The 23,883-nt window shown below is 65.2% G+C and carries 20 protein-coding genes; 16 read left to right on the forward strand and 4 right to left on the reverse strand.

What is annotated here, in order from left to right; all coding sequences use genetic code 11:
- Window positions 1-35: 35 nt before the first annotated feature.
- The 4 genes from LJ655_RS00065 (at window position 36) to LJ655_RS00080 (ending at window position 4,494) form a co-directional block, all read left to right on the forward strand.
- A complete protein-coding gene (locus tag LJ655_RS00065) occupies window positions 36-1,163 on the forward strand; it encodes a VIT1/CCC1 transporter family protein (protein ID WP_230559220.1) in 1,128 nt (375 codons plus the stop codon).
- A 256-nt stretch (window positions 1,164-1,419) separates the two neighbouring features.
- Window positions 1,420-2,595 (forward strand): quaternary amine ABC transporter ATP-binding protein, encoded by a 1,176-nt coding sequence (locus tag LJ655_RS00070; protein ID WP_230559221.1) that lies wholly within the window; start codon window positions 1,420-1,422, stop codon window positions 2,593-2,595.
- Entirely contained in the window at window positions 2,588-3,490 is a 903-nt protein-coding gene (choW, locus tag LJ655_RS00075) for a choline ABC transporter permease subunit (RefSeq protein ID WP_230559222.1), read from the forward strand. Before LJ655_RS00070 ends, choW begins: the two co-directional genes overlap by 8 nt.
- Before the next feature lie 11 nt (window positions 3,491-3,501).
- The gene (locus tag LJ655_RS00080) at window positions 3,502-4,494 is read left to right on the forward strand and encodes a GlxA family transcriptional regulator (protein WP_230559223.1); all 993 of its coding nucleotides are present in this window, start codon (window positions 3,502-3,504) and stop codon (window positions 4,492-4,494) included.
- A gap of 9 nt (window positions 4,495-4,503) precedes the next feature.
- Here LJ655_RS00080 and LJ655_RS00085 read toward each other — a convergent pair whose 3' ends face one another.
- Complete coding sequence (locus LJ655_RS00085) at window positions 4,504-5,586, reverse strand: GlxA family transcriptional regulator (protein WP_230559224.1); 1,083 nt, start codon at window positions 5,584-5,586, stop codon at window positions 4,504-4,506.
- Between the two features lie 310 nt (window positions 5,587-5,896).
- Between LJ655_RS00085 and LJ655_RS00090 the strand changes: the two genes are divergently transcribed.
- The 6 genes from LJ655_RS00090 to LJ655_RS00115 are packed head-to-tail and all read left to right on the forward strand — an operon-like array spanning window position 5,897 to window position 12,876.
- Window positions 5,897-7,291 (forward strand): L-serine ammonia-lyase, encoded by a 1,395-nt coding sequence (locus LJ655_RS00090; protein ID WP_230559225.1) that lies wholly within the window; start codon window positions 5,897-5,899, stop codon window positions 7,289-7,291.
- A gap of 38 nt (window positions 7,292-7,329) precedes the next feature.
- On the forward strand, window positions 7,330-8,574 hold the full coding sequence (locus LJ655_RS00095) for a sarcosine oxidase subunit beta family protein (RefSeq protein WP_230559226.1): 1,245 nt from the start codon (window positions 7,330-7,332) through the stop codon (window positions 8,572-8,574).
- A 17-nt stretch (window positions 8,575-8,591) separates the two neighbouring features.
- Window positions 8,592-8,936, forward strand: coding sequence for a sarcosine oxidase subunit delta (locus LJ655_RS00100; protein WP_230559227.1), 345 nt, complete (start codon window positions 8,592-8,594; stop codon window positions 8,934-8,936).
- On the forward strand, window positions 8,933-11,935 hold the full coding sequence (locus LJ655_RS00105; RefSeq protein WP_230559228.1) for a sarcosine oxidase subunit alpha family protein: 3,003 nt from the start codon (window positions 8,933-8,935) through the stop codon (window positions 11,933-11,935). The genes LJ655_RS00100 and LJ655_RS00105 overlap by 4 nt, the downstream gene beginning before the upstream one ends.
- On the forward strand, window positions 11,925-12,581 hold the full coding sequence (locus LJ655_RS00110; protein ID WP_230559229.1) for a sarcosine oxidase subunit gamma: 657 nt from the start codon (window positions 11,925-11,927) through the stop codon (window positions 12,579-12,581). Before LJ655_RS00105 ends, LJ655_RS00110 begins: the two co-directional genes overlap by 11 nt.
- 31 nt (window positions 12,582-12,612) lie before the next feature.
- On the forward strand, window positions 12,613-12,876 hold the full coding sequence (locus tag LJ655_RS00115) for a hypothetical protein (protein ID WP_230559230.1): 264 nt from the start codon (window positions 12,613-12,615) through the stop codon (window positions 12,874-12,876).
- Between the two features lie 12 nt (window positions 12,877-12,888).
- Here LJ655_RS00115 and ampC read toward each other — a convergent pair whose 3' ends face one another.
- On the reverse strand, window positions 12,889-14,070 hold the full coding sequence (gene ampC, locus LJ655_RS00120) for a class C beta-lactamase (RefSeq protein ID WP_230559231.1): 1,182 nt from the start codon (window positions 14,068-14,070) through the stop codon (window positions 12,889-12,891).
- A 272-nt stretch (window positions 14,071-14,342) separates the two neighbouring features.
- Here ampC and fdhA point away from each other — a divergent pair, with 272 nt between their 5' ends.
- The gene (gene fdhA / locus LJ655_RS00125) at window positions 14,343-15,542 is read left to right on the forward strand and encodes a formaldehyde dehydrogenase, glutathione-independent (protein WP_230559232.1); all 1,200 of its coding nucleotides are present in this window, start codon (window positions 14,343-14,345) and stop codon (window positions 15,540-15,542) included.
- A 66-nt stretch (window positions 15,543-15,608) separates the two neighbouring features.
- On the opposite strand, the gene LJ655_RS00130 is transcribed toward fdhA, so the two are convergent.
- Window positions 15,609-16,604: a GlxA family transcriptional regulator gene (locus LJ655_RS00130; protein WP_230559233.1), complete on the reverse strand. Its 996-nt coding sequence runs from the start codon at window positions 16,602-16,604 to the stop codon at window positions 15,609-15,611.
- A 77-nt stretch (window positions 16,605-16,681) separates the two neighbouring features.
- Complete coding sequence (locus LJ655_RS00135) at window positions 16,682-17,044, reverse strand: hypothetical protein (protein WP_230559234.1); 363 nt, start codon at window positions 17,042-17,044, stop codon at window positions 16,682-16,684.
- Between LJ655_RS00135 and LJ655_RS00140 the strand changes: the two genes are divergently transcribed.
- From LJ655_RS00140 to LJ655_RS00160, 5 genes are read left to right on the forward strand one after another with little or no spacing between them, the layout of a single operon-like run.
- A complete protein-coding gene (locus tag LJ655_RS00140; RefSeq protein WP_230559235.1) occupies window positions 17,026-18,300 on the forward strand; it encodes a serine hydroxymethyltransferase in 1,275 nt (424 codons plus the stop codon). The two genes, LJ655_RS00135 and LJ655_RS00140, sit on opposite strands and share 19 nt — an antisense overlap.
- Before the next feature lie 18 nt (window positions 18,301-18,318).
- The gene (locus LJ655_RS00145; RefSeq protein ID WP_230559236.1) at window positions 18,319-19,290 is read left to right on the forward strand and encodes a dipeptidase; all 972 of its coding nucleotides are present in this window, start codon (window positions 18,319-18,321) and stop codon (window positions 19,288-19,290) included.
- Between the two features lie 44 nt (window positions 19,291-19,334).
- Entirely contained in the window at window positions 19,335-19,874 is a 540-nt protein-coding gene (locus tag LJ655_RS00150; protein WP_230559237.1) for a DUF5943 domain-containing protein, read from the forward strand.
- A gap of 25 nt (window positions 19,875-19,899) precedes the next feature.
- Window positions 19,900-21,963: an NADH:flavin oxidoreductase gene (locus tag LJ655_RS00155; protein ID WP_230559238.1), complete on the forward strand. Its 2,064-nt coding sequence runs from the start codon at window positions 19,900-19,902 to the stop codon at window positions 21,961-21,963.
- A 2-nt stretch (window positions 21,964-21,965) separates the two neighbouring features.
- Window positions 21,966-23,882, forward strand: coding sequence for a (Fe-S)-binding protein (locus tag LJ655_RS00160; protein ID WP_230559239.1), 1,917 nt, complete (start codon window positions 21,966-21,968; stop codon window positions 23,880-23,882).
- The last annotated feature ends 1 nt before the right edge of the window (window position 23,883 follow it).

Genomic DNA, 23,883 nt, shown 5'->3' on the forward strand with positions numbered 1-23,883 from the left:
TGTCATCAGCAACGCGACCGGCAGGGCACGTGATCATGGCCACGAAGCACGAAGTCAGGCGTTACAAGGCAAATTTCTTCGACGAACTGCACAGCGCCGCCCTCTACGAGACGCTCGCGAGCGTCGAGAAAGACGAGACCCGCAAGCAGGTCTATCAGGACCTCGCGCAATCCGAACACAGTCACGCCCAGGTGTGGGCCGACAAGCTCAGGGCCAACGGTATCGAACCGAAGGGCCGTGGTCATGCGGTCAAAACGCGTCTGATGAAGGGGCTCGTGCGCCTGTGCGGCGCGGACTTCGTGCTGCCGACGCTGGCTGCCGCCGAATACGCGGACCGCAACAAATACCGGGGCCAACTCGACGCGGGCCGCATGTCCGCCGACGAACATCATCACGCGGCCGTCGTGCAGACGCTCGCAGGTACCCATGATTCGAACCTGTCGCCCGGCAGCCGTATCGCGGCCGCCGAGTCGTGGCACAAGGGCGCCGCGTCGGGCAACGATCTGCGCGCGGCCGTGCTCGGCGCGAACGATGGCCTCGTGTCCAACTTCTGTCTGATCATGGGCGTCGCCGGCGCGGGCACGGACAACAAGGCGATCCTGCTGACCGGCCTCGCCGGGTTGATCGCCGGGGCCTGTTCGATGGCGCTCGGCGAATGGCTGTCGGTCACCAATGCGCGCGAACTCGCCAGCACCCAGATCGCCAAGGAAGCCGAGGAAATCGAGGAGCAACCCGAAGCGGAAGAACACGAGCTTGCGCTGATCTACCGCGCGAAAGGCCTTGACGCGAACGAGGCGAAACGCGTCGCCGCGCAGATGATGCGCGACAAGGACAAGGCGCTCGACACCCTCACGCGCGAGGAGCTCGGTCTCGATCCGGCGGAGATGGGCGGCAATCCGTGGTCGGCGGCCGGCGTCTCGTTCTGTCTGTTCTCGGTCGGCGCGATCTTTCCGGTGATGCCTTTTCTGTGGACGAATGGCACCCGTGCGATCGTGCAGTGCGTCGTGCTGAGCATGCTCGCGCTCGCGTCGATCGGCGTGTTCACGTCGTTGTTCAACGGCCGCAGCGCGGGGTTTTCGGCGTTGCGCCAGATCGTCATCGGGCTGATCGCGGCGGGCTTTACGTTCGGCGTCGGGCGCTTGCTCGGCGTGTCGATTTCCTGAACGGACCGGTTCGCCAGCGCCGGGCGGCCGCGGCCGTTCGCCAGCGCCGCCTTCTCTGTCGCGCAGCCCGCCCGCGGCTTGATTCGCGCCAACCCTTTGTTCCGCAAGGCTTTTCTCGCCGCGTCGCGTGCTTACGGTGCACGCGGGTGTCGCATTTCCTCATGTGCTTGTCGGAATTAGTCGGCTAGCCGCACTTTTTTCTGGCAACTATGTAGGCACAGCGCGGACGGACGTCCGCACGCGAGGAGAGCATTCGATGAATTCCCCCAAGGTGGTGGTCGAAGGGCTGTGCAAGGTGTTCGGCAGCAACCCGAAACAGGCGCTCGCGATGCTGGCGAGCGGCGCCACGAAAGAGGAGGTGTTTGCCCGCACCGGTCAGATCGTCGGCGTGCACAACGCGTCGTTCGAGGTTCGGGAGGGCGAGATCTTCGTGCTGATGGGCCTGTCCGGCTCGGGCAAGTCGACGCTGATTCGCCTCATCAATCGGCTCGTCGAGCCAAGCGCCGGAAAGGTGCTGATCGACGGCCGCGATGTCGCGAGCGTGCCGCGCGCCGAGTTGACCGCGCTGCGCCGCAAGGACATGAGCATGGTGTTCCAGTCCTTCGCGCTGATGCCGCAGCGCAGCGTGCTGGCCAACGCGGCGTTCGGGCTCGAGGTCGCGGGCGTTGGCCGCAGGCAGCGCGAGGCGCGGGCGCTGACGGTGCTCGAACAGGTCGGCCTGGCACCGTTCGCGCAGAAACTGCCCGCCGAGCTGTCGGGCGGCATGCAGCAGCGCGTCGGGCTTGCGCGCGCGCTCGCGGTCAACCCATCGCTGATGATCATGGACGAGGCGTTCTCCGCGCTCGATCCGCTCAAGCGCAAGGAGATGCAGAACGTGCTGCTCGACCTGCAACGCGAGCAGCAGCGCACGATCCTGTTCGTGTCGCACGATCTGGAGGAGGCGATGCGCATCGGCACGCGCATCGCGATCATGGAAGGCGGCCGCGTCGTGCAGATCGGCACCCCGCAGGAAATCATCAAGAACCCGGCCGACGATTACGTGCGCGCGTTCTTCGACGGCATCGACACGAGCCGTTATCTGACGGCCGGCGACCTGATGCAAACCGACGACGTGCCGCTCATGCACGCGCCGCAGATCGACGCGTCGAGCGTGGCCGCGATGCTCAACGGCAGCGCCGACTACGCGTTCGTGCTCGACAGCGAGCGCCGGATTCGCGGCTTCGTGTGCCGCGACGCGACCGGCAGCGCCTCGCCGCAGCTCAACCAGATCGAATGCATTCGCCGCAGCACGCCGCTCAACGACGTGGTCGAGCGCGTGGTGGCGAGCCGCGCGCCGCTGCCGGTGGTCGAAGCGGACGGTTCCTACTGCGGTTCGGTCAACAAGACGAACGTGCTGAACGTTCTCACGCGCCATCGAGGTTCCCATGTCTGAAGTCATTCCACTTGGCGCCTGGGTCGATCACGGCGTTCACTATCTGCTCGATCACGACGCGAAGGCCTTCGACACGATCGGCAAGGTCATCGAGAGTTTCGCCGCGGCGGTCGAGCACGGCTTGCAGGCCGTGCCGATGTGGGCGCTGATGGCGTTTTTCGTCGGCATCGGCTTGTGGCGCGTCGGCTGGCGCTTCGCGGTGTTTACGCTGGCGGCGCTGCTGCTGATCTACGGCACCGGCTTCTGGGATCAGATGGTGATCACGCTCGGCCTCACGCTGTCGTCGACGGTGATCAGCCTCGTGCTCGGCGTGCCGCTCGGCATCTGGATGGCGAAGAGCCGCACCGTCGAGATGATCGTGCGCCCGGTGCTCGATCTGATGCAGACGATGCCCGCGTTCGTCTATCTGATTCCGGCCGCGATGCTGTTCGGTCTCGGCCGCGTGCCGGGCATCCTCTCGACGGTGATCTTCGCGATGCCGCCCGCTGTGCGCCTGACCGCGCTCGGCATCAAGCACGTGAATCACGAAATCGTCGAAGCGGGACAGGCGTTCGGCTGCACGCCGTGGCAACTGTTGTACAAGGTGCAGTTTCCGAATGCGCTGCCGTCGATCATGACCGGCGTGAATCAGACCATCATGATGGCGCTATCGATGGTGATCATCGCGTCGATGGTCGGCGCGGGCGGCCTCGGCAACGACGTGCTCGCCAGTATCCAGCGGCTCGATATCGGGCTCGGCTTCGAAAGCGGGATGTCGGTCGTGATGCTGGCGATCATTCTGGACCGCATCACGGAGAGCTTCGGCCGCGCGCCGGGCAAGGCACGCGCACCGCTGTTCGCGGGCTTGCGCCAGGCGATGAGAGTGCGTCGCGCGCCGGCGGCGCAACACGGCTGACCGATCGGCCCATGAAGCGTGACGCCATCGCCGCCCCCGAAGCCGATGCCCGGCTCGCCACCGTCGCGCACGTCGGCTTCCTGACGCTGCCGAACTTCTCGATGATCGCGTTCACGAGCGCGGTCGAGGTGCTGCGCATGGCGAACTACGTGGGCCGTGCACAGCACTACCGGTGGTCGGTGATCACGCCGGACGGCGAGCCCGCGCGCGCCAGCAACGGCATCGCGGTGAAGCCCACCACCACGCTCGCCGAGGCCGGTATGCCGGACCTGCTGTTCGTGTGCGCGGGCTGGCACGTGTGCGACTACGTGAACGACGAGGTCATCGCGCTGCTGCGCGAGGTGGCCGCCCAATGCGTACCGCTCGGCGGCATCTGCACGGGTCCGTACGCACTGCTCGCGGCCGGGCTGCTCGACGGCTATCGCGCGACCGTTCATTGGGAAGACATGTCGCCGTTGCATCGACGCTATCCGCACGTGCATTTCGACGACGAACTGTTCGTGATCGACCGCGACCGGCTGACCTGCACCGGCGGTACCGCGCCGCTCGATCTGATGCTGCACCTGGTCGGCCTGCGGCTCGGGGCGGCGGTGGCCGCGCAGGTGTCGGAGCAGTTCATCGTCGAGCGGATTCGCGGGTCAACCGACTACCAGCACATCCCGGTCGACGCGCGGGTCGGCCTGTCGCGCGCCGAACTGATCGAAGTGGTGCGGCTGATGGAAGCGAACATCGAGGAGCCGCTGTCGCTCGACGAACTCGCGCGGCTCGTCAAGCTGTCGCAGCGGCATTTGCAGCGAATGTTCAAGCTCTTCCTGAACGTGTCGCCGACGCATTACTACCTGAGCTTGCGGCTGCGCCGCGCGCGCGATCTGCTGCGCAATACCGACGCATCGATCGCGCTCGTCACCACGGTGTGCGGCTTTCACTCGCCGTGTCATTTCAGCAAGGCATATCGCGCGCAGTTCGGACATGCGCCGAGCGTCGAGCGTCGGCTGCCGGTGTAGCGGCCGAATTCAGACCGCCTGCGCGCGGCCCGGAAACGTTTCGTCGTAGCACGAGCCATCGTCGGCTTGCGCCGCCGTGCCGCGCTGCTCGCGATACATCATCGGCGGCAGGCCGAACTGCTTGCGAAATTCGCGTCCCAGGTGCGAGGCGTCGGAAAAGCCGCAACTCGATGCGATATCGGCGACGGTCTTGTCCGAACTCGTCAACAGCCACGCGGCGGTGCGCAGGCGCACCTGCTTCGCGTAGGCCTGCGGCGCCTTGCCGGTTTGCGCCTTGAAGAGCCGCTCGAGCTGACGCGGCGACAGATCGAGCTTGCGCGCCAGTTCGTCGAGCGGCAGTGCGCGTCCCACGTGCTGCTCCATCAGCAGGATCGCGCGCTTGACCTTCGGATGCGAGGCCGGAGCGAGTCCCGGCGGATGCGGCTGCGGCGCATTGCCTTTCTGCAGATCGTCGACGAGCAGGATGCGCAGCGCCTTCTGCACCGTGGCGGTTTCGAAATGACGCAGCAGGATCGCGGCGGCGACGTCGATCGATGCGCGCCCGCCCGAGCAGGTAATGCGCCGCCGGTCGATCACGAACAGCCGGTCGGCGACCAGCATCTCTTCGTCGACCGACGGAAAGCGCTCGATGAAGTCCCAGTAGTGAAACCAGCTCACGCAGATGCGATGGCCGTTGAGCACGCCCGCGCGCATCAGCGAGAACACGCCGGTACACATGCCGACCAGCGTCGCGTCGCTCGCTGCCGCGCGGCGGATGAACGCGAGCGTCGCCTCGCTCGCGGCCGGACCCGAGTGCAGCAGTCCGCCAACCACCACCACGTAGTCGAAGGCTTCCGCGGTCTCGAAGGTTTCCCACGGTGTGATCTGGATGCCGCAACTCGCGCGCACCGGAGCAAGGGTTTCCCCGATCACGCTCCACGAACAGCGCACCGGCTTGCTGAAGTCGCCTTCGTCGGCGGAAAGACGCAGCAGATCGACGAAACCCGAGAACGCCGTCAGCGTGAAGTTCGGCAGCAGGATGATGCCGAAGCGGATGCGCTGCCTGGCAGCTGCGTCGAGCGATGGAGGCGGAAGCGGTTCAGCGGAATTCATGCGCGCGGCAGGTAGGCGAAAAGAAACGGCGAAAGTAGAACGAACGTTGACCGCAAGGGTGAAAACAAGCATAGCACCGCGGCCCTTCAGCATCGCGGGTCACGTTCGCGGCGCTTGTCGCAAATGCGTCGGAAGTCATCGCAAATGCGTCGTGAGGCTTGTGGGGCGGGCCGTTTGCTGGCTCACTTGACGAAGGTATCCCACGGCGATGCCGTTTTTGTTCTATCGGTCTGGCCCGGCGTGCGGTGCAATAGGCGCACATTCCATCCCGGCCATCGCAACTCGCAAGGCACAACGCAGAAGGTACGCCATGAACGTCAGCGTCTTCGATCTGTTCAAGATCGGCATCGGTCCATCGAGTTCGCACACGGTCGGACCGATGATCGCCGCGTGCCGTTTCGCGTCGCATATCGAGGACGCGAATCTGCTCGGCTTCGTGCGTCGCGTGCGCGCCGAACTGTTCGGCTCGCTCGGCGCGACCGGCAAGGGTCACGGCACCGACAAGGCGGTGCTGCTCGGCCTCGAAGGCAATCTGCCCGACAGGCTCGATCCCGACCTGATCGAGCCGCGGCTGCGCGCGATTCGTGAGAGCAAACAGCTCGTGCTGCTCGGCAAGCACCCGGTCGCATTCGACGCGCGCGAACATCTCGGCTTCTTCCGCAAGCTGATGCCGGGTGCGCCGGGCTCGAGCGTCGTGCATCCGAACGGCATGCGCTTTCAGGCTTTCGACGAAAACGCGCAATTGCTCGTCGAGAAAGAGTATTACTCGATCGGCGGCGGCTTCGTCGTCAATCGCGAAGGCGATCGCGTGAACGGCCAGCGCGCGAGTGCGCAGGTGCCGTACCCGTTTCGCACCGGCGAGGATCTGATGCGCGTGTGCCGCGAAAGCGGTCTGTCGATCGCCGAAGTGACGTTGCGCAACGAATGCGCGACGCGGCCCGAGCACGAAGTGCGCGAAGGCCTGCTGGCGATCTGGCGCACCATGGCCGCGTGCGTCGACCGCGGCTGCAAGGAGCGCGGCGAATTGCCCGGCCCGATGCACGTGAAGCGCCGCGCGGCCGAGTTGTGCGAGCGTCTGCGGGCACGCTCGGAAGAGTCGCTGCGCGACCCGCTGTCGATGCTCGACTGGGTCAACCTGTACGCGATGGCGGTCAACGAGGAGAACGCGGCGGGCGGCCGGGTCGTCACCGCGCCGACCAACGGCGCGGCCGGCGTGATTCCGGCCGTGCTGCACTACTACGTGAAGTTCATGCATGCGGCGAACGATGCCGGCATCGTCGATTTTCTGCTGACCGCCGCGGCGATCGGCATCATCTACAAGGAAACCGCCTCGATTTCCGGCGCCGAAGTGGGCTGCCAGGGCGAAGTGGGCGTGGCCTGCTCGATGGCCGCCGCGGCGCTCGCAGCCGTGATGGGCGGCACACCTGCCCAGGTCGAGAACGCCGCCGAAATCGGCATGGAACACAACCTCGGCATGACGTGCGACCCGGTCGGCGGGCTCGTGCAGATTCCGTGCATCGAGCGCAACGCGATGGGCGCGATCAAGGCGATCAACGCGGCGCGCCTCGCGATGAAGGGCGACGGCAAGCACGTGGTCTCGCTCGACAGCGTGATCCGGACGATGCGCGAGACCGGCGCCGACATGAAGACGAAATACAAGGAGACGTCGCGCGGCGGACTGGCCGTGAACGTCATCGAGTGCTGAACCGCTGCACCGCACAGCAAAACCGCAAAGGACCGACGATGAGCCGCTATTCGATATTCAGCCTGCTGCGCAACGGGATGTCGTATCACGAGAACTGGGAGCGGCAATGGCGCAGCCCCGAGCCTAAGCGTGAGTACGACGTCGTGATCGTCGGCGGCGGCGGGCATGGTCTCGCGACCGCTTACTACCTCGCGAAGGAGCATGGCGTGCGCAACGTCGCCGTGCTCGAGAAGAACTGGATCGGCGGCGGCAATACGGCGCGCAATACGACGATCGTGCGTTCGAACTACCTGTGGGACGAATCGGCCGCGCTCTACGAAAAGGCGATGAAGCTGTGGGAAGGACTCGCGCAGGATCTGAACTACAACGTGATGTTCAGTCAGCGCGGCGTGATGAATCTCGCGCACACGCTGCAGGACGTGCGCGATACCGAACGCCGCGTGAACGCGAACCGCCTGAACGGCATCGACGCCGAATTCCTCACGCCCGCGCAGATCAAGGAACTCGAGCCGACCATCAATCTGAACAGCCGCTACCCGGTGCTCGGCGCATCGATCCAGCGGCGCGGCGGCGTGGCCCGGCACGATGCGGTGGCGTGGGGCTTCGCGCGTGGCGCGGATCAGGCGGGCGTCGATATCGTGCAGAACTGCCAGGTCGTCGGGATTCGCCGCAGCGGCAGTCAGGTGACGGGCGTCGACACGACCAAGGGCTTCATCAAGGCGAAGAAGGTCGCGGTGGTCGCGGCCGGCAATACGTCGACGCTCGCCGACATGGCCGGCGTGCGGCTGCCGCTCGAAAGCCACCCGTTGCAGGCGCTGGTGTCGGAGCCGATCAAGCCGGTCGTCAACACGGTCGTGATGTCGAACGCGGTGCACGCCTATATCAGCCAGTCCGACAAGGGCGATCTCGTGATCGGCGCGGGCGTCGATCAGTACACGGGCTTTGGGCAGCGCGGCAGCTTCCAGATCATCGAGGGCACGCTCGAGGCGATCGTCGAAATGTTCCCGGTGTTTTCTCGCGTGCGGATGAACCGGCAGTGGGGCGGCATCGTCGATGTGTCGCCGGACGCCTGCCCGATCATCGGCAAGACCGACGTGAAGGGGCTGTATTTCAACTGCGGTTGGGGCACGGGCGGCTTCAAGGCGACGCCCGGCTCGGGATGGGTCTTCGCGCACACGATCGCGCAGGACGAACCGCATCAATTGAATGCGCCGTTCTCGCTGGATCGGTTCTACACCGGTCGTCTGATCGATGAGCATGGCGCCGCCGCCGTGGCCCACTAGCCGACAAGGAGATACACATGCTGCTGATCGAATGCCCGTGGTGCGGTCCCCGCGCCGAAACCGAATTCTCCTGCGGCGGCGAAGCGGATATCGCCCGTCCGCTCGACACCGAATCGCTTACCGACAAGGAATGGGGCGACTACCTGTTCATGCGCAAGAACCCGCGCGGCGTGCATCACGAGCAATGGCTGCACGCGCAAGGCTGCCGCCGCTGGTTCAAGGCGCAGCGCGACACCGTCAGTTACGCGTTCCAGGGTTACGAAACGTTCGAGAGACCGCTGCTCGCGCTGGGCAGCAGCGACGCAGCGGCGGCCAACGCAACGACGGCACAGGCAAAGGCACGAGAGGGCAACGCATCATGAGCCAGAAAGACCGACTCCCGACCGGCGGACGCATCAACCGCGCGATCGCGCTCAACTTCACGTTCAACGGCGTGCAGTATCAGGGTTATCAGGGCGATACGCTCGCGTCCGCATTGCTCGCCAACGGCGTGCATTTCGTCGCGCGCAGCTGGAAATATCACCGGCCGCGCGGCATCGTGACGGCGGGCGTCGAAGAACCGAACGCGGTCGTGCAACTAGAGACGGGCGCCTACACGGTGCCGAACGCTCGGGCCACCGAAGTGGAGCTGTATCAGGGACTCGTCGCGGCGAGCGTGAACGCGAAGCCGAGCATCGAAAAGGACCGCATGGCGATCAACCAGAAGATCGCGCGCTTCATTCCTGCGGGCTTCTACTACAAGACTTTCATGTGGCCGCGCAAATTCTGGCCGAAGTACGAGGAAGCGATTCGCGATGCGGCCGGCCTCGGCACCGCGCCGCAACAGCGCGATGCGGACCGCTACGACAAGTGCTTCGCGCATTGCGACGTGCTGGTGGTCGGCGGCGGCCCGAGCGGGCTCGCGGCCGCGCATGCGGCCGCCTTGTCGGGGGCGCGCGTGACGCTCGTCGACGATCAGCCCGAGCTCGGCGGCTCGCTGCTGTCGTGTGACGCGCAGATCGACGGCAAGCCCGCGCTGCAATGGGTGCAGAAAATCGAGGACGAATTGCGGCAGTGGCCCGACGTAAAGATCCTGTGCCGCAGCACCGCGTTCGGCTACCAGGACCACAATCTCGTCACGGTCACGCAGCGCCTGACCGATCATCTGCCCGTGTCGCAACGCAAAGGCACGCGCGAACTGCTGTGGAAGATCCGGGCGAAACGCGTGATTCTGGCGACCGGCGCGCATGAACGCCCGATCGTGTTCGGCAATAACGATCTGCCCGGCGTGATGCTCGCGTCGGCGGTGTCGACCTATCTGCATCGTTATGCGGTGCTGCCGGGGCGCAACGCGGTCGTGTTCACGAACAACGACGACGGCTATCAATGCGCGCTCGACCTCAAAGCCGCCGGCGCGCAAGTCACCGTGATCGATCCGCGCACGGCTGAATCGACGGGGACGCTGCCCGCGCTCGCGCGTCGTCATGGCATAAAAATGATGAGCGGAACGGTCGTCACGGCGGCGCACGGCAAACTGCGCGTCGCGTCGGTGACGCTCGCCTCGTACGCGAAAGGGCAGGTCGGCGCGCAACAGGGGCAGTTGCCGTGTGATCTGCTCGCGATGTCGGGCGGCTGGAGCCCGGTGCTGCATCTGTTCGCGCAGTCGGGCGGCAAGGCGCACTGGCATGACGACAAGGCCTGCTTCGTGCCGGGCAAGGCGGTCCAGGCGGAGACCAGCGTCGGCGCGTGCGCGGGTGACTTCACGCTCGGGCAGGGGATCCGCTTTGCTGTGGATGCCGGTGTCGAAGCGGCCCGCGCGGCCGGGCACATCGTCGCGCGGCCTGCATCGCCGCAGGTCGCCGGCTTCAGCGAAACGAAGCTGGAGCCGCTGTGGCTCGTCGGCGGACGCGAGATGGCCACGCGCGGGCCCAAGCAGTTCGTCGATTTCCAGAACGACGTCGCCGCGGCAGATATTTTCCTCGCCGCACGCGAAGGCTTCGAATCGGTCGAACACGTGAAGCGCTACACCGCGATGGGCTTCGGCACCGACCAGGGCAAGCTCGGCAACATCAATGGCATGGCGATTCTCGCGCAGGCGCTCGGCAAGACCATTCCGGAGACCGGTACGACGACGTTCCGGCCGAACTACACGCCGGTCACGTTCGGCGCCTTCGCCGGCCGCGAACTCGGTGAATGGCTCGACCCGGTGCGCAAGACGGCGGTGCATGAATGGCACGTGGAACACGGCGCGGCATTCGAGGACGTCGGCAACTGGAAGCGTCCGTGGTACTACCCGAAGGCGGGCGAGGACATGCACGCGGCGGTCGCGCGCGAAGCGCTCGCGGTGCGCACGAGCGTCGGCATTCTCGATGCGTCGACGCTCGGCAAGATCGACATTCAGGGCCCCGATTCCGCCAAGCTGTTGAACTGGGTCTACACGAATCCGTGGACCAAGCTCGAAGTCGGCAAGTGCCGCTACGGCCTGATGCTCGATGAAAACGGCATGATCTTCGACGACGGCGTAACCGTGCGCCTCGCCGAGCACCACTACATGATGACGACCACGACCGGCGGTGCGGCGCGCGTGCTCACCTGGCTCGAACGCTGGCTGCAAACCGAATGGCCCGACCTGCGCGTGCGGCTTGCGTCGGTCACCGACCACTGGGCGACGTTCGCGGTGGTCGGTCCGATGAGCCGCAAGGTGCTGCAAAGGGTCTGCGACGACATCGACTTCGCCAACGCGGCGTTCCCGTTCATGACGTATCGCGAAGGCACGGTGGCGGGCGCGGCGGCGCGCGTGATGCGCATCAGCTTCTCGGGCGAACTCGCTTATGAGGTGAACGTGCCGGCGAACGTCGGGCGTGCGGTGTGGGAAGCGCTGATGGCCGCGGGCGCGGAGTTCGACATCACGCCGTACGGCACCGAGACGATGCATGTGCTGCGCGCGGAGAAGGGCTACATCATCGTCGGCCAGGATACGGACGGCTCGATGACGCCGCATGATATCGGCATGGGCGGGCTCGTCGCGAAGTCGAAGGACTTCCTCGGCAAGCGCTCGCTCGCCCGCTCGGACACCACGAAAGCCGGGCGCAAGCAACTGGTCGGGCTGCTTGCGGACGATGCGTCGTTCGTGATACCGGAGGGCTCGCAGATCGTCGCCGGTCCGTTCCAGGGGGACACCGCGCCGATGCTCGGGCACGTCACCTCGAGTTACTACAGCCCGATCCTACGGCGCTCGATCGCAATGGCGGTCATCAAGGGCGGTCTCGACAAGATCGGCACGCCCGTCACGATTCCGCTCGCGAGCGGCAAACAGATCGCGGCGAAGATCGCGAGTCCGGTGTTCTACGACAGCGAAGGAGCACGTCAACATGTGGAATGAAACAGGCGGAACGGTGTCGATCGTGGATCGCACGTTCGGGCGGCAAAGCGGCGCTTGGCAAGAGTCGCCGCTGGTCGGCGCTCAGGCGTTGCTCAAGCACCATCAGGCCAACGCAACGGCCGCGTTCCGGCTCGGCGAGCGGCCGTTTCTCGAACTCGTGAACGTGCGCGGCGATACGCGCGACGCGGCGTTCGTTCGCGCGGTGGAAGCCGTGATCGGCTGCAAGCCGCCGGAAAAGGCGAATACGGTCGCCCGCGGCAATGGCTACGACATGGCATGGCTCGGCCCGGACGAATGGCTCGTGCGCTCCGAGGCCGCTCACGACGCGACTCGCACGGCGCCGTTGCAGGCGAAGCTCGGCGCGGCGTTCACGGGCGTGTTCGCATCGGCGGTCGATGTCGGCAGCGGTTATACCGTGCTCGAAATCAGCGGCACGCGTGTGCGCGACGTGCTCGCGCGCGGCTGTCCGCTCGATCTGCATCCCAAACTATTCGGCGTGGGGCAATGCGCGCAGAGCCACTATTTCAAGGCGTCGATTGCGTTGCTGCCGACTGGCGCGGACAGCTTCGATATCGTCGTGCGCCGCAGCTTCGCGGATTATTTCGTCAGGATCATGCTCGACGCCGCCGAGCCGCTGATGTCCTGAGCGACGCGCGGTTTGCCTTGCTGACTTCATCATGACGTCGACACGTGCGGCCACCGCGCGTCTCACGGCGCGCGCATGCGACGAGCGCGACGCCAGCGCCGCACTCGCGCTGCTCGACCAAAGCATTGCGCTGCGTCACCGGCGTATTGCGCTGATCCGTTATCTGCTCGCGCGGCAGCTCGGCGCGCCGCTCGAAGCACGCCATCACGCCTACGTCGAAAAAATCGCGGCCCGCCTGAGCACGGATGCGCTCGTGCGCATCGCCGGCGCCGCGCGTGCCCGGCTCGGCCCATAACCGCACGGCGTATCAGTGGCCGCCGCCATCGAGCGCGGTGAGGATCTGATGCGCGGCGCTCACGCGCGCCTCGTTGGGGAAATTGCGGTTGGCGAGCATCACGATGCCGATGCGCTTTTGCGGCACGAACGCGACATACGCGCCGAAGCCGTTCGTCGAACCGGTTTTGTTGATCCAGACGTTCTGCTGCGGCGGCAGCGGCGGTTTGATTTCGGTCGCCGGCGTCCCGTTGAGGACCATCTCCGGCGAATTGCCCGCCTGCAACGTGCGCAATTCGACCGGATACGGGTACTGCTCCCAGATCAGATCCTGAGTCAGCACGCCGGCCTGGAAGTAGCCGGTATGCGTGTCCGTGATCGCGCGCTGGATCTGACTGTCGAGCGGAATCAGGTTCATGTTCGCCTGCACGTAACGCAGCATGTCGGCGGCGGTCGACTTCACCCCGTAGGCTTCGGCGGAAATCACGCCGCCCGTCAGGCGGATCGGCTCACCGTCTTTCGTATAGCCCTGCGCGTAGTCCGCCATTTTCGCGGCGGGGACCTGAATGTAGGTGCTCTTCATGCCGAGCGCCGGAAACACGCGTTGCTGCATCAGCGCGGTGAAGTCCTGTCCCATGGCCTTCGCGGTGATCAGGCCGAGCGTGCCGATACCGGGATTGGAGTAGGTGCGGAACGTGCCGGGCGCATGAGCGGGCTGCCAGTCGTGGAAGTACTGCAACAATTGCGCGTCGTTATGGATGTCGTCCGGCACCTGCAAGGGCAAACCGCCAGGCGTATGCGTGCCGAGGTTCAGCAAGCTGACTTTGCCGAACGGGCGGCCGCGCAGCGTCGGCAGATAGCGCTCCGTGCCGTCCGACAACGACAGCTTGCCGTCGAGCTGCGCATACGACGCGAGCGTCGCCGTGAAGGTCTTGCTGACCGAGCCGAGTTCGAACAGCGTATCGCTCGTGACCGGCTTGCCGGTTTGCGTCGACGCGACGCCGTAGTTGTACACGTAGGGCTTGCCGTCTTCGATCACCCCGACCGCCATCCCGGCGATATGGTACTTCGCCATCAGCGGCCGGATCGCGGCATCGACGGTGGGCTTGAGTTGCGCGGCGAGGGGCTCGGCCGCGTGGCTCGCGGGGGAGGTCGCACACAGCGTGAACAGTGCGAACGTGGCGGTTGAGACGAAATTGAGCGCGCGGGTTTTCATTGCAGACGGGTCCTGGGTTCTGGGTCGTGGTTCGGCGATCTGGCTGAGGCCGCCACTATCGGGCCTTTGCGAACGGCTCGCAAACGAGGATAAGTTGAGCGAGGGTAAAGAAAAAGTTGTGGGCGCCGACTCGCGCGAGGCCAATGTTGTCGGTTCAAGCCAAACGCGTGTCGCGTCCGGCACAGGTGCCGGTCCGGGCGGGCGCTACGCTCGTGGAACGGTGCGCCGCGCGGCGTGCATGGCGTGCCGCTCACGGACATGGAGACGAGACAATGAGCAGCAATCGCGGCGTCGTGTATCTGGGGCAGGGCAAGGTCGAAGTGCAGTCCATCGATTATCCGAAGATGGTCGATCCACGTGGCCGTTCGATCGGCCACGGCGTGATCCTGAAGGTGGTGAGCACGAATATTTGCGGCTCCGATCAGCACATGGTGCGCGGCCGCACGACGGCCGAGGTCGGCCTCGTGCTCGGTCACGAGATTACCGGAGAAGTCATCGAGGTGGGGCGCGACGTCGAAACCCTGCACGTCGGCGATCTGGTGTCGGTGCCGTTCAACGTCGCCTGTGGACGCTGTCCGACCTGCAAGGCGCAGCATACGGGAGTGTGTCTGAACGTTAATCCGTCGCGTGCGGGCGGCGCGTATGGCTATGTCGATATGGGCGGCTGGATCGGCGGCCAGGCCGAATACGTGATGGTGCCGTACGCGGACTTCAATCTGCTGAAATTTCCGGACCGCGCGCAGGCGATGGCGAAGATCCGCGACCTGACCTGCCTGTCCGACATTTTGCCGACCGGCTATCACGGCGCGGTGATGGCCGGCGTGAAGCCTGGCGCGACCGTTTATATCGCGGGCGCGGGACCAGTCGGCATGGCGGCGGCCGCATCGGCGCGCCTGCTCGGCGCGGCCTGCACGATCGTCGGCGACATGAACGAGGCGCGCCTCGCGCATGCGCGCAAGATGGGCTTTGAGACCATCGACCTGTCGAAAGACGCGACGCTCGGCGAGCAGATCGAGCAGATGCTCGGCAAGCCCGAAGTGGATTGCGCGGTGGATTGCGTCGGCTTCGAAGCGCACGGTCATGGCAGCAGCGGCTCGCATGAGGAAGCCCCTGCCACGGTGCTCAATTCGCTAATGGAAATCACCCGCGCGGCCGGCGCGATCGGTATTCCCGGTCTCTACGTGACTGACGATCCGGGCTCGGCCGATGCAGCCGCGCGCAAGGGTAGCCTCAGTCTGCGATTCGGGCTCGGGTGGGCCAAGTCGCATTCGTTCCATACCGGCCAGACGCCCGTCATGAAGTACAACCACAACCTGATGCAGGCGATTCTGTGGGATCGTCTACCGATCGCCGATATCGTCAACGTGACGGTGGTGTCGCTCGATGATGCGCCCGAGGGCTATCGGCAATTTGACGGCGGCGCGCCCAAGAAGTTTGTGATCGACCCGCATGGCTTGCTGAAGGCGGCCTGAGGTTCGTGGGCCGCTACGCGAGAGCGCTGTGTGCACTGCTGGGCACGCAGCGCGTGCGTGCATCGATCAAGCCGCCAGCACCGGCGCACTCGATAGTGAGGGCGCCTGGTTGCGACGCTCGCGCGTCGGCGCGGTGCCGAACGCGTCGCGATAGCTCTTCGAGAAGTGGCAGGCCGACTGGAAGCCGCACGCCATCGTGATGTGCATGATCGACATGTCGGTCTGCAACAGCAGCTCGCGCGCGCGCCGCAAGCGCAGTGTCAGATAGTAGTGCGTGGGCGTCATGCCCAGGTGCTCGCGAAAGAGCCGCTGCAACTGCCGTTGCGACATGCCGGCGAGCCGCGCGAGTTCTTCGCGCGACAGCGGCTCTTCGATGTTGTTCTCCATCAGCGAGATCACTTCGAACAGCGACTTGTTGGCCGAGCCGAGCCGCGCGACGAGCGGCATCTTCTGCTGCGCGGTGGTGTCGCGCACGTGTTCGACGATGAACTGCTCGGCGATCTGCGTGACGCGCGCGGTACCGACGCGCGGCCCGATCAGGTTCAGCATCATGTCGAGCGGCGCGACGCCGCCGGTACAGGTCACGCGGTCGCGATCGATCACGAACAGCTCTTTCAGAAAGCGCGTATCGGGAAACTCCTCCTTCAGCGCCGACATGTTTTCCCAATGAATCGCACATGCGTAACCGGCCAGCAGACCGGCGCGCGCGAGCGCATAGGTGCCCGTGCACAGACTGCCGAGCATGCAGCCCATGCGCGCGAAACGGCGCAGTGCGGACAGATGCTCGGCTGTGGTGGAACGCTGCACGTCGATGCCGCCGATCACGAACACGACATCCGGTTGACCGACGCATTCGACCGGGCCCGTATCGACGGACAACCCGTTGCTCGCCATGACCGGCCCGCCGGAGGGACTCACGATCGACCAGCGGTAAAGCGACTGGCCCGTCAGATAGTTCGCCATCCGTAGCACTTCGATCGCATTGCTGAAGGCGATCATCGTGAAGTTGGGGAGCGGCATGAATGCGAAGTGCGCCAGCGATGCCGTCCGATCGGTAGACATGAAAACCGCCATTTCTGAAATGAATTTCGCGCCGCTGTGAGGGAAGGCGGCACTGTTGATTCTGAAGATTAGGGCAACTACCGTGCCATCAGGCCAAACCCTTTGATGCTTCGCACAAAACCTGCAATAGCTGGAGCAATCGACTGATGAAAGGCTGCCCGCGCGGCACCATAACGGCGCCACCACGCCTGCGGCGCACCTGATCGGCGCAGAAAAACGGCCTGGTTGTGCAGCCCCGCGCGGACGAGCCAGGCCGACTTGTCGAAAAAGGACTCGCATGGCGGAAAAGGCAAAGAACGCGTCTGAATTGGTAAATCGACGCGCTGGCCGACCGTCAAGAATAGACGCAAGGCGAAGCGGTGGCGCTGCCCACCCCCGCAGGCCCCAGCGGCCTTCCCGTCAACGATCTCACGGACCTTCCATGTCGAACCCGAATCCATTTTTCGAAGACTCGCTAGCGGCGCGCGATCCGGCGGTGCGCGGCGCCATTCTGAAAGAACTCGAGCGCCAGCAGTCGCAAGTCGAGCTGATCGCGTCGGAAAACATCGTGTCGCGTGCGGTCCTCGACGCGCAGGGCTCCGTGCTGACCAACAAGTACGCGGAAGGCTATCCGGGCAAGCGCTACTACGGCGGCTGCGAATACGTCGATGCGATCGAGACGCTCGCGCTCGATCGCATCAAACAGCTTTTCAACGCGAACTTCGCCAACGTGCAGCCGCATTCCGGCGCGCAGGCCAACGGTGCGGTGATGCTCGCGCTGACCAGGCCGGGCGACACGGTGCTCGGCATGTCGCTCGACGCAGGCGGCCATCTGACCCACGGCGCGAAGCCGGCGCTGTCGGGCAAGTGGTTCAACGCAGTGCAGTACGGCGTGCGGCGCGACACGATGTTGATCGACTACGAGCAGATCGAGGAGTTGGCGCAACGACACAAGCCCACGCTGCTGATCGCCGGCTTTTCCGCCTATCCGCGCGCACTGGATTTCGCGCGGCTACGGGCGATCGCCGATGGCGCCGGTGCGAAGCTGATGGTGGACATGGCGCATATCGCGGGCGTGATCGCTGCGGGCCGTCATGACAATCCGGTCCCGCATGCGCACGTGGTCACGTCGACCACCCATAAGACCTTGCGCGGTCCGCGCGGCGGCTTCGTGCTGACGAACGACGAGGAGATCGCGAAGAAGATCAACTCCGCCGTGTTTCCGGGCTTGCAGGGCGGCCCGCTGATGCACGTGATCGCCGGCAAGGCGGTCGCGTTCGGCGAGGCGCTGCAGCCGGGCTTCCGAACTTATATCGACAACGTGCTGGCGAACGCGCGGGCGCTGGGCGAGGTGCTGAAAGCAGGCGGCGTCGACCTGGTGACGGGCGGCACCGACAACCATCTGCTGCTGGTCGATCTGCGGCCGAAGGGGCTCAAGGGCAACCAGGTGGAACAGGCGCTGGAGCGCGCGGGCATCACCTGCAACAAGAACGGCATTCCGTTCGACACGGAAAAGCCGACGGTCACCTCCGGCATTCGTCTCGGCACGCCGGCGGCCACCACACGCGGCTTCGGCGTCGGCGAGTTCCGCGAAGTCGGGCGGCTGATCGTCGAGGTGCTCGATGCGCTGCGCGCGTCTCCCGAGGGCGATGCCGCAACCGAACAACGCGTGCGCCGCGAGATTTTCGCGCTGTGCGAGCGCTTTCCCATCTATTGAGTACGCGCGGAGCAAACGATGAGTCAACTGCACGAGAACAGCATCATCATCGACGGGCTGAACATTTCGAAGTTCGAGCGCTCGGTGTTCGAGGACATGCGCCGGGGCGGCGTGACCGCGGTGAACTGCACGGTCTCGGTCTGGGAGAGCTTTCAGAAGACCGTCGACAACATCGCCGAAATGAAGCAGCAGATCCGCGAGTACAGCGAGATCCTCACGCTGGTGCGCACCACCGACGATATCTACCGCGCGAAGAAAGAGAACAGGACCGGCATCATCTTCGGCTTCCAGAACGCGCATGCATTCGAGGACAACCTCGGCTATATCGAAGCGTTCAAGGACCTCGGCGTCAACGTGGTGCAGCTTTGCTACAACACGCAGAACCTCGTCGGCACCGGTTGCTACGAGCGCGACGGCGGCCTGTCCGGCTATGGGCGCGAAGTGATTCAGGAGATGAACCGCGTCGGCATCATGGTCGACCTGTCGCATGTGGGCGGCAAGACTTCCTCGGAGGCGATCGCGGCGTCGAACAAGCCGGTCTGCTATTCGCATTGTTGCCCGTCCGGCCTCAAGGAGCATCCGCGCAACAAGACCGACGAGCAGTTGAAGGAGATCGCCGATGCAGGCGGCTTCGTCGGCGTGACGATGTTCGCGCCGTTTTTGAAGCGCGGCCCTGATGCGACCGTCGACGACTATATCGAGGCGATCGACTACGTGGTGAACCTGATCGGCGAGGACCAGGTGGGGATCGGCACGGATTTCACCCAAGGCTATAGCACCGAGTTCTTCGACTGGATCACGCACGACAAGGGCCGCTACCGCCAATTGACGAACTTCGGCAAGGTCGTGAATCCCGAAGGCATTCGCACGATCGGCGAGTTTCCGAACCTGACGGCCGCGATGGAACGCGCGGGCTGGAGCGAGACACGCATCCGCAAGATCATGGGCGAAAACTGGGTCCGGGTGTTCGGCGAAGTCTGGAAGGTGTGAGCGTTACCCCTGATTTTCATTGCGGATAAAAACGGAGCCTCTCCATGCAACCCCAACTGCCTATCGACGTGAATCCCGACACCGGCGTCTGGACGACCGACGCGCTGCCGATGCTCTACGTGCCGCGTCACTTCTTCACGAACAACCACGTCGCCGTCGAAGAAGCGCTCGGCCGCGACAGGTACGAAGAGATTCTCTACAAGGCCGGCTACAAGTCCGCGTATTTCTGGTGCGACAAGGAAGCGAAACAGCACGGCCTCGAAGGCATGGCGGTGTTCGAGCACTACCTGAACCGTCTGTCGCAGCGCGGCTGGGGGCTGTTCAGGATCATCGAAGCCGATCCCGCAAGTTCACATGCGCGCATCGAATTGCGTCATTCGTCGTTCGTGCTCGCGCAGCCAGGCAGGACCGGCAAGCTTTGCTACATGTTCGCAGGCTGGTTCGCGGGCGCGATGGACTGGGTCAACGATACCGCCGCCGACGGCGCGCGCAAGGGGCCGCCCTCGCAATCGGAAGAAGCGCGCTGCGCAGCGGAGGGGCACGAGCACTGCGTGTTCGAAGTCTCGCCGCAGCCGTCAAACTAATCCGGGCATTCTGAGGTCGATCGCAATGCGTTACCCGAACCTTTTCAAGCCGCTCACGTTGAACAAGCTGACGCTGCGCAACCGCATCGTCAGTACCGCGCATGCGGAGGTCTATGCGGAGCCGGGCGGGCTGCCCGGCGACCGTTATATCCGCTACTACGAAGAAAAGGCGAAGGGCGGCGTCGGGCTTGCCGTGTGCGGCGGTTCGAGCCCGGTGTCGATCGACAGTCCGCAAGGCTGGTGGAAATCGGTGAATCTCGCCACGGATCGAATCGTCGATCCGCTCGCACGGCTCGCCGAGGCGATGCACGCGCATGGCGCGAAGATCATGATTCAGGCCACTCACATGGGACGCCGCTCGGCGTTTCACGGCGAGCACTGGCCGCATCTGATGTCGCCGTCCGGCGTGCGCGAGCCGGTGCATCGCGGCAACGCGAAGATCATCGAGGTTGAAGAGATCAGCCGCATCATCGGCGACTTCGCGGCGGCCGCGAAGCGCGTGAAGGATGCGGGCATGGATGGTATCGAGATCTCGGCCGCGCACCAGCATCTGATCGATCAGTTCTGGAGCCCGCGCACCAACTTTCGCACGGACGAATGGGGCGGCTCGCTCGAAAACCGCCTGCGTTTCGGCATCGAAGTGTTGCAGGCGGTGCGCGCGGCGGTGGGCGCCGACTTCTGCGTCGGCCTGCGCATGTGCGGCGACGAGTTCCACGAAGACGGGCTCGATCACGAACAGCTGAAGGAAATCGCACAGGCGATGAGCGAGAGCGGCCTGATCGACTATCTCGGCGTGATCGGTTCCGGGGCGGACACCCACAATACGCTCGCCAACTGCATGCCGCCGATGGCGCTGCCGCCCGAGCCGTTCGTGCATCTCGCGGCGGGTATCAAGCAGGTCGTGAAAGTACCGGTGATGCACGCGCAAAGTATTCGCGACGCGGGCCAGGCCGAGCGGCTGCTCGCGAGCGGCATGGTCGACCTCGTGGGCATGACGCGCGCGCAGATCGCCGACCCGCATATGGTCATCAAGATCCGCGATGGACGCGAGGACGAAATCAAACAGTGCGTCGGCGCGAACTACTGCATCGACCGCCAGTACAACGGGCTCGACGTGCTGTGCGTGCAGAACGCGGCGACCTCGCGCGAAGCGACGATGCCGCACGTGATCGCGAAGTCGCGCGCACCGAAGCGTAAGGTCGTCGTGGTCGGCGCGGGTCCAGCGGGCCTCGAAGCGGCGCGCGTCGCCAGGTCGCGCGGTCATGACGTCGTGCTGTTCGAGAAGAACGACTACGTGGGCGGCCAGATCATGCTGGCGGCGAAGGCGCCGCAGCGCGAACAGATGGCGGGCATCGTGCGCTGGTTCGACATGGAGACGAAGCGCCTCGGCGTGGATCGCCGTCTCGGTGTCGCGGCCGACGAGCACGTCATCATGGCCGAGAAGCCGGACATCGTAGTGCTTGCCACGGGCGGTTCGGCCTTCACGTCGCAGGTTCCGGCGTGGGGTGTCGATACCGGGCTCGCGGTCAGTTCGTGGGACGTGCTCGCCGGCAAGGTCGAGCCCGGCAGGAACGTGCTCGTGTACGACGGCGTCAGCACGCATGCGGGCGCGGGCGTGGCCGATTTCCTTGCGAGCCGCGGCGCGAACGTGGAGATCGTCACGCCCGACGTGAAGGTCGCCGACGACGTCGGCGGCACGACCTTCCCGATCTTCTATCGCCGCCTCTACGCGCAAGGCGTGATCCACACGCCGAACTACTGGCTCGACAAGGTGTACGAAGAGGACGGCAAGAAGATCGCCGTGATCCGCAACGAGTACACGGAAGAGCAGGAAGAGCGCGCGGTCGATCAGGTGGTGATCGAAAACGGCAGTACGCCGAACGACCAGCTTTACTGGAAGTTGAAGCCGGAATCGGTCAATCGCGGCCAGGTGGACGTACACAAGCTGTTCGCAGCGCAACCGCAACCGTGTCTCGACGAGACACTCGGTAATGGCCGTTTTCTCCTGTTCAGGGTCGGCGACTGCATCTCGATGCACAACATTCACGGCGCGATCTACGACGCACTGCGCCTTTGCAAGGATTTCTGACGATGAGCCCCGTGTTTGTCATCACCGTCCTGCTGTGGGTGTCGGTGGCCGGTCTCGCGTTCGCGCTCGCGCGCCGCGCCGCCTACTGGCGCGAAGGCCGCGCGAGCACCGCGGGCGCTTATGGCTGGACCAATCTGCTCGCGATCCCAAAGCGTTACTTCGTCGACCTGCATCATGTGGTCGCACGCGATCCGTATATCGCTCGCACGCACGTGGCCACGGCTGGGGGCGCGATTCTCGCAATGGCCCTCGTGTTCATCAACTACGGGCTCGCGATTTACTCGCCGTGGCTGGACAAGCTGATTTTTCTCGCCGCGCTGGCAATGCTGATCGGCACGGTGTTCGTGTGGCGCCGCCGGCATGGCGCGAAGGCGGTTCCCGCACGGCTCTCGCGCGGACCGTGGGATCAGCTGCCGCTGCTGCTCGGCTCGTTCGCACTTGGTCTTCTGCTGTTCAGCGTGCTGCCCGCGACCGCAATGTCCGGTGCGCTCGCCGTGGCCGTCGCGCTGCTGATCGCGGCGGGCGCATTCGCCATGACGTTCGGCGCGGCGCGTGGCGGTCCGATGAAACATGCGTTGGCAGGGCTCCTGCATCTTGCGTTTCATCCGCGTCAGGAGCGCTTTGCCGATTTCGCCGCAACTCGCGACGCCGTGCCGCCCACCGCGCTGAATACGCCGCAGCTCGACGCGAAAGAATACGGTGTCGGCAAACCGGTCGAATTCCGCTGGAACCAGTTGCTGAGCTTCGACGCCTGCGTGCAATGCGGCAAGTGTGAAGCGGCGTGCCCCGCGTTCGCGGCCGGTCAGCCGCTCAATCCGAAGAAGCTGATTCAGGATCTCGTGACCGGCATGGTCGGCGGCAGCGACGCACACTACGCGGGCAGCCCGACGCCCGGCATTCCGGTGGGCACGCACGCGGGCGCGCCCGGCAAGCCGCTGGTCTCGACTCTGATCGAGGCGGACACGCTGTGGTCCTGCACGACCTGCCGCGCCTGTGTGCAGGAGTGCCCAATGCTGATCGAGCATGTCGACGCGATCGTGGACATGCGCCGCAATCAGACGCTCGTCGAAGGCCGCGTGCCGGGCAAGGGTCCGGCGACGCTCGCGAATCTGCGCGAAACCGGCAGCGTGAACGGTTACGACATCGGCGCGCGTTACGACTGGGCCGTCGATCTGCAGGTGCAGGTCGCGCAGCCGGGGCGTCACGTGGACGTGCTGCTGATCGCCGGCGAGGGCGCGTTCGACATGCGCTATCAGCGCACGCTGCGCGCGCTCGTCAAGGTACTGAACCGCGCTGGCGTCGATTACGCGGTGCTGGGCGCCGTCGAAACCGATACCGGCGACACCGCGCGGCGGCTCGGCGACGAAGCGACGTTCCAGCAACTCGCCCGCACGCTGATCGGCACGCTCGCGCAGTATTCGTTCACGCGTATCGTCACCGCCGATCCGCATGTGCTGCACAGTCTGCGCAACGAATATCGCGCGCTGGGCGGCTTCTATCAGGTGCAGCATCACACGGCCCTGATCGATGAGTTGATCGCGGGCGGCAAGCTGTCGCCGCGCGCGGCCGCCGCGCTCGCGGAGCGCGACATCACGTATCACGACCCGTGCTATCTGGGCCGCTACAACGGCGAGACGGAAGCGCCGCGCCGCGTGCTGAAGAGCATCGGCATCAAGGTGGTCGAGATGGAGCGTCACGGCTTGCGCGGGCGCTGCTGTGGCGGCGGCGGCGGCGCTCCGCTCACGGATATTCCCGGCAAACGGCGGATTCCCGACATCCGTATCGACGACGCGCGCGCGAGCGGCGCGGAGATCGTCGCGGTCGGCTGCCCGAATTGCACGGCGATGCTCGAAGGGGTAGTGGGGCCGCGTCCGGAAGTGCTGGACGTGGCCGAACTGGTCGCGGCGGCGCTGGAGTAAC

This window comes from Paraburkholderia translucens, from assembly GCF_020881035.1.
GTDB lineage: Bacteria > Pseudomonadota > Gammaproteobacteria > Burkholderiales > Burkholderiaceae > Paraburkholderia > Paraburkholderia translucens.

Bases quoted from the DNA above. Each gene is read 5' to 3' on its own strand.
- LJ655_RS00080 (WP_230559223.1), top strand. From the start codon at position 3,502: ATGAAGCGTGACGCCATCGCCGCCCCCGAAGCCGATGCCCGGCTCGCC.
- LJ655_RS00115 (WP_230559230.1), top strand. From the start codon at position 12,613: ATGACGTCGACACGTGCGGCCACCGCGCGTCTCACGGCGCGCGCATGC.
- LJ655_RS00130 (WP_230559233.1), bottom strand. From the start codon at position 16,604: ATGTCTACCGATCGGACGGCATCGCTGGCGCACTTCGCATTCATGCCG.
- LJ655_RS00070 (WP_230559221.1), top strand. From the start codon at position 1,420: ATGAATTCCCCCAAGGTGGTGGTCGAAGGGCTGTGCAAGGTGTTCGGC.
- LJ655_RS00150 (WP_230559237.1), top strand. From the start codon at position 19,335: ATGCAACCCCAACTGCCTATCGACGTGAATCCCGACACCGGCGTCTGG.
- LJ655_RS00110 (WP_230559229.1), top strand. From the start codon at position 11,925: ATGTGGAATGAAACAGGCGGAACGGTGTCGATCGTGGATCGCACGTTC.
- LJ655_RS00160 (WP_230559239.1), top strand. From the start codon at position 21,966: ATGAGCCCCGTGTTTGTCATCACCGTCCTGCTGTGGGTGTCGGTGGCC.
- LJ655_RS00105 (WP_230559228.1), top strand. From the start codon at position 8,933: ATGAGCCAGAAAGACCGACTCCCGACCGGCGGACGCATCAACCGCGCG.
- LJ655_RS00095 (WP_230559226.1), top strand. From the start codon at position 7,330: ATGAGCCGCTATTCGATATTCAGCCTGCTGCGCAACGGGATGTCGTAT.
- LJ655_RS00100 (WP_230559227.1), top strand. From the start codon at position 8,592: ATGCTGCTGATCGAATGCCCGTGGTGCGGTCCCCGCGCCGAAACCGAA.
- LJ655_RS00065 (WP_230559220.1), top strand. From the start codon at position 36: ATGGCCACGAAGCACGAAGTCAGGCGTTACAAGGCAAATTTCTTCGAC.
- LJ655_RS00090 (WP_230559225.1), top strand. From the start codon at position 5,897: ATGAACGTCAGCGTCTTCGATCTGTTCAAGATCGGCATCGGTCCATCG.
- LJ655_RS00140 (WP_230559235.1), top strand. From the start codon at position 17,026: ATGTCGAACCCGAATCCATTTTTCGAAGACTCGCTAGCGGCGCGCGAT.
- LJ655_RS00145 (WP_230559236.1), top strand. From the start codon at position 18,319: ATGAGTCAACTGCACGAGAACAGCATCATCATCGACGGGCTGAACATT.
- LJ655_RS00135 (WP_230559234.1), bottom strand. From the start codon at position 17,044: ATGGATTCGGGTTCGACATGGAAGGTCCGTGAGATCGTTGACGGGAAG.
- LJ655_RS00155 (WP_230559238.1), top strand. From the start codon at position 19,900: ATGCGTTACCCGAACCTTTTCAAGCCGCTCACGTTGAACAAGCTGACG.
- fdhA (WP_230559232.1), top strand. From the start codon at position 14,343: ATGAGCAGCAATCGCGGCGTCGTGTATCTGGGGCAGGGCAAGGTCGAA.
- LJ655_RS00085 (WP_230559224.1), bottom strand. From the start codon at position 5,586: ATGAATTCCGCTGAACCGCTTCCGCCTCCATCGCTCGACGCAGCTGCC.
- ampC (WP_230559231.1), bottom strand. From the start codon at position 14,070: ATGAAAACCCGCGCGCTCAATTTCGTCTCAACCGCCACGTTCGCACTG.
- choW (WP_230559222.1), top strand. From the start codon at position 2,588: ATGTCTGAAGTCATTCCACTTGGCGCCTGGGTCGATCACGGCGTTCAC.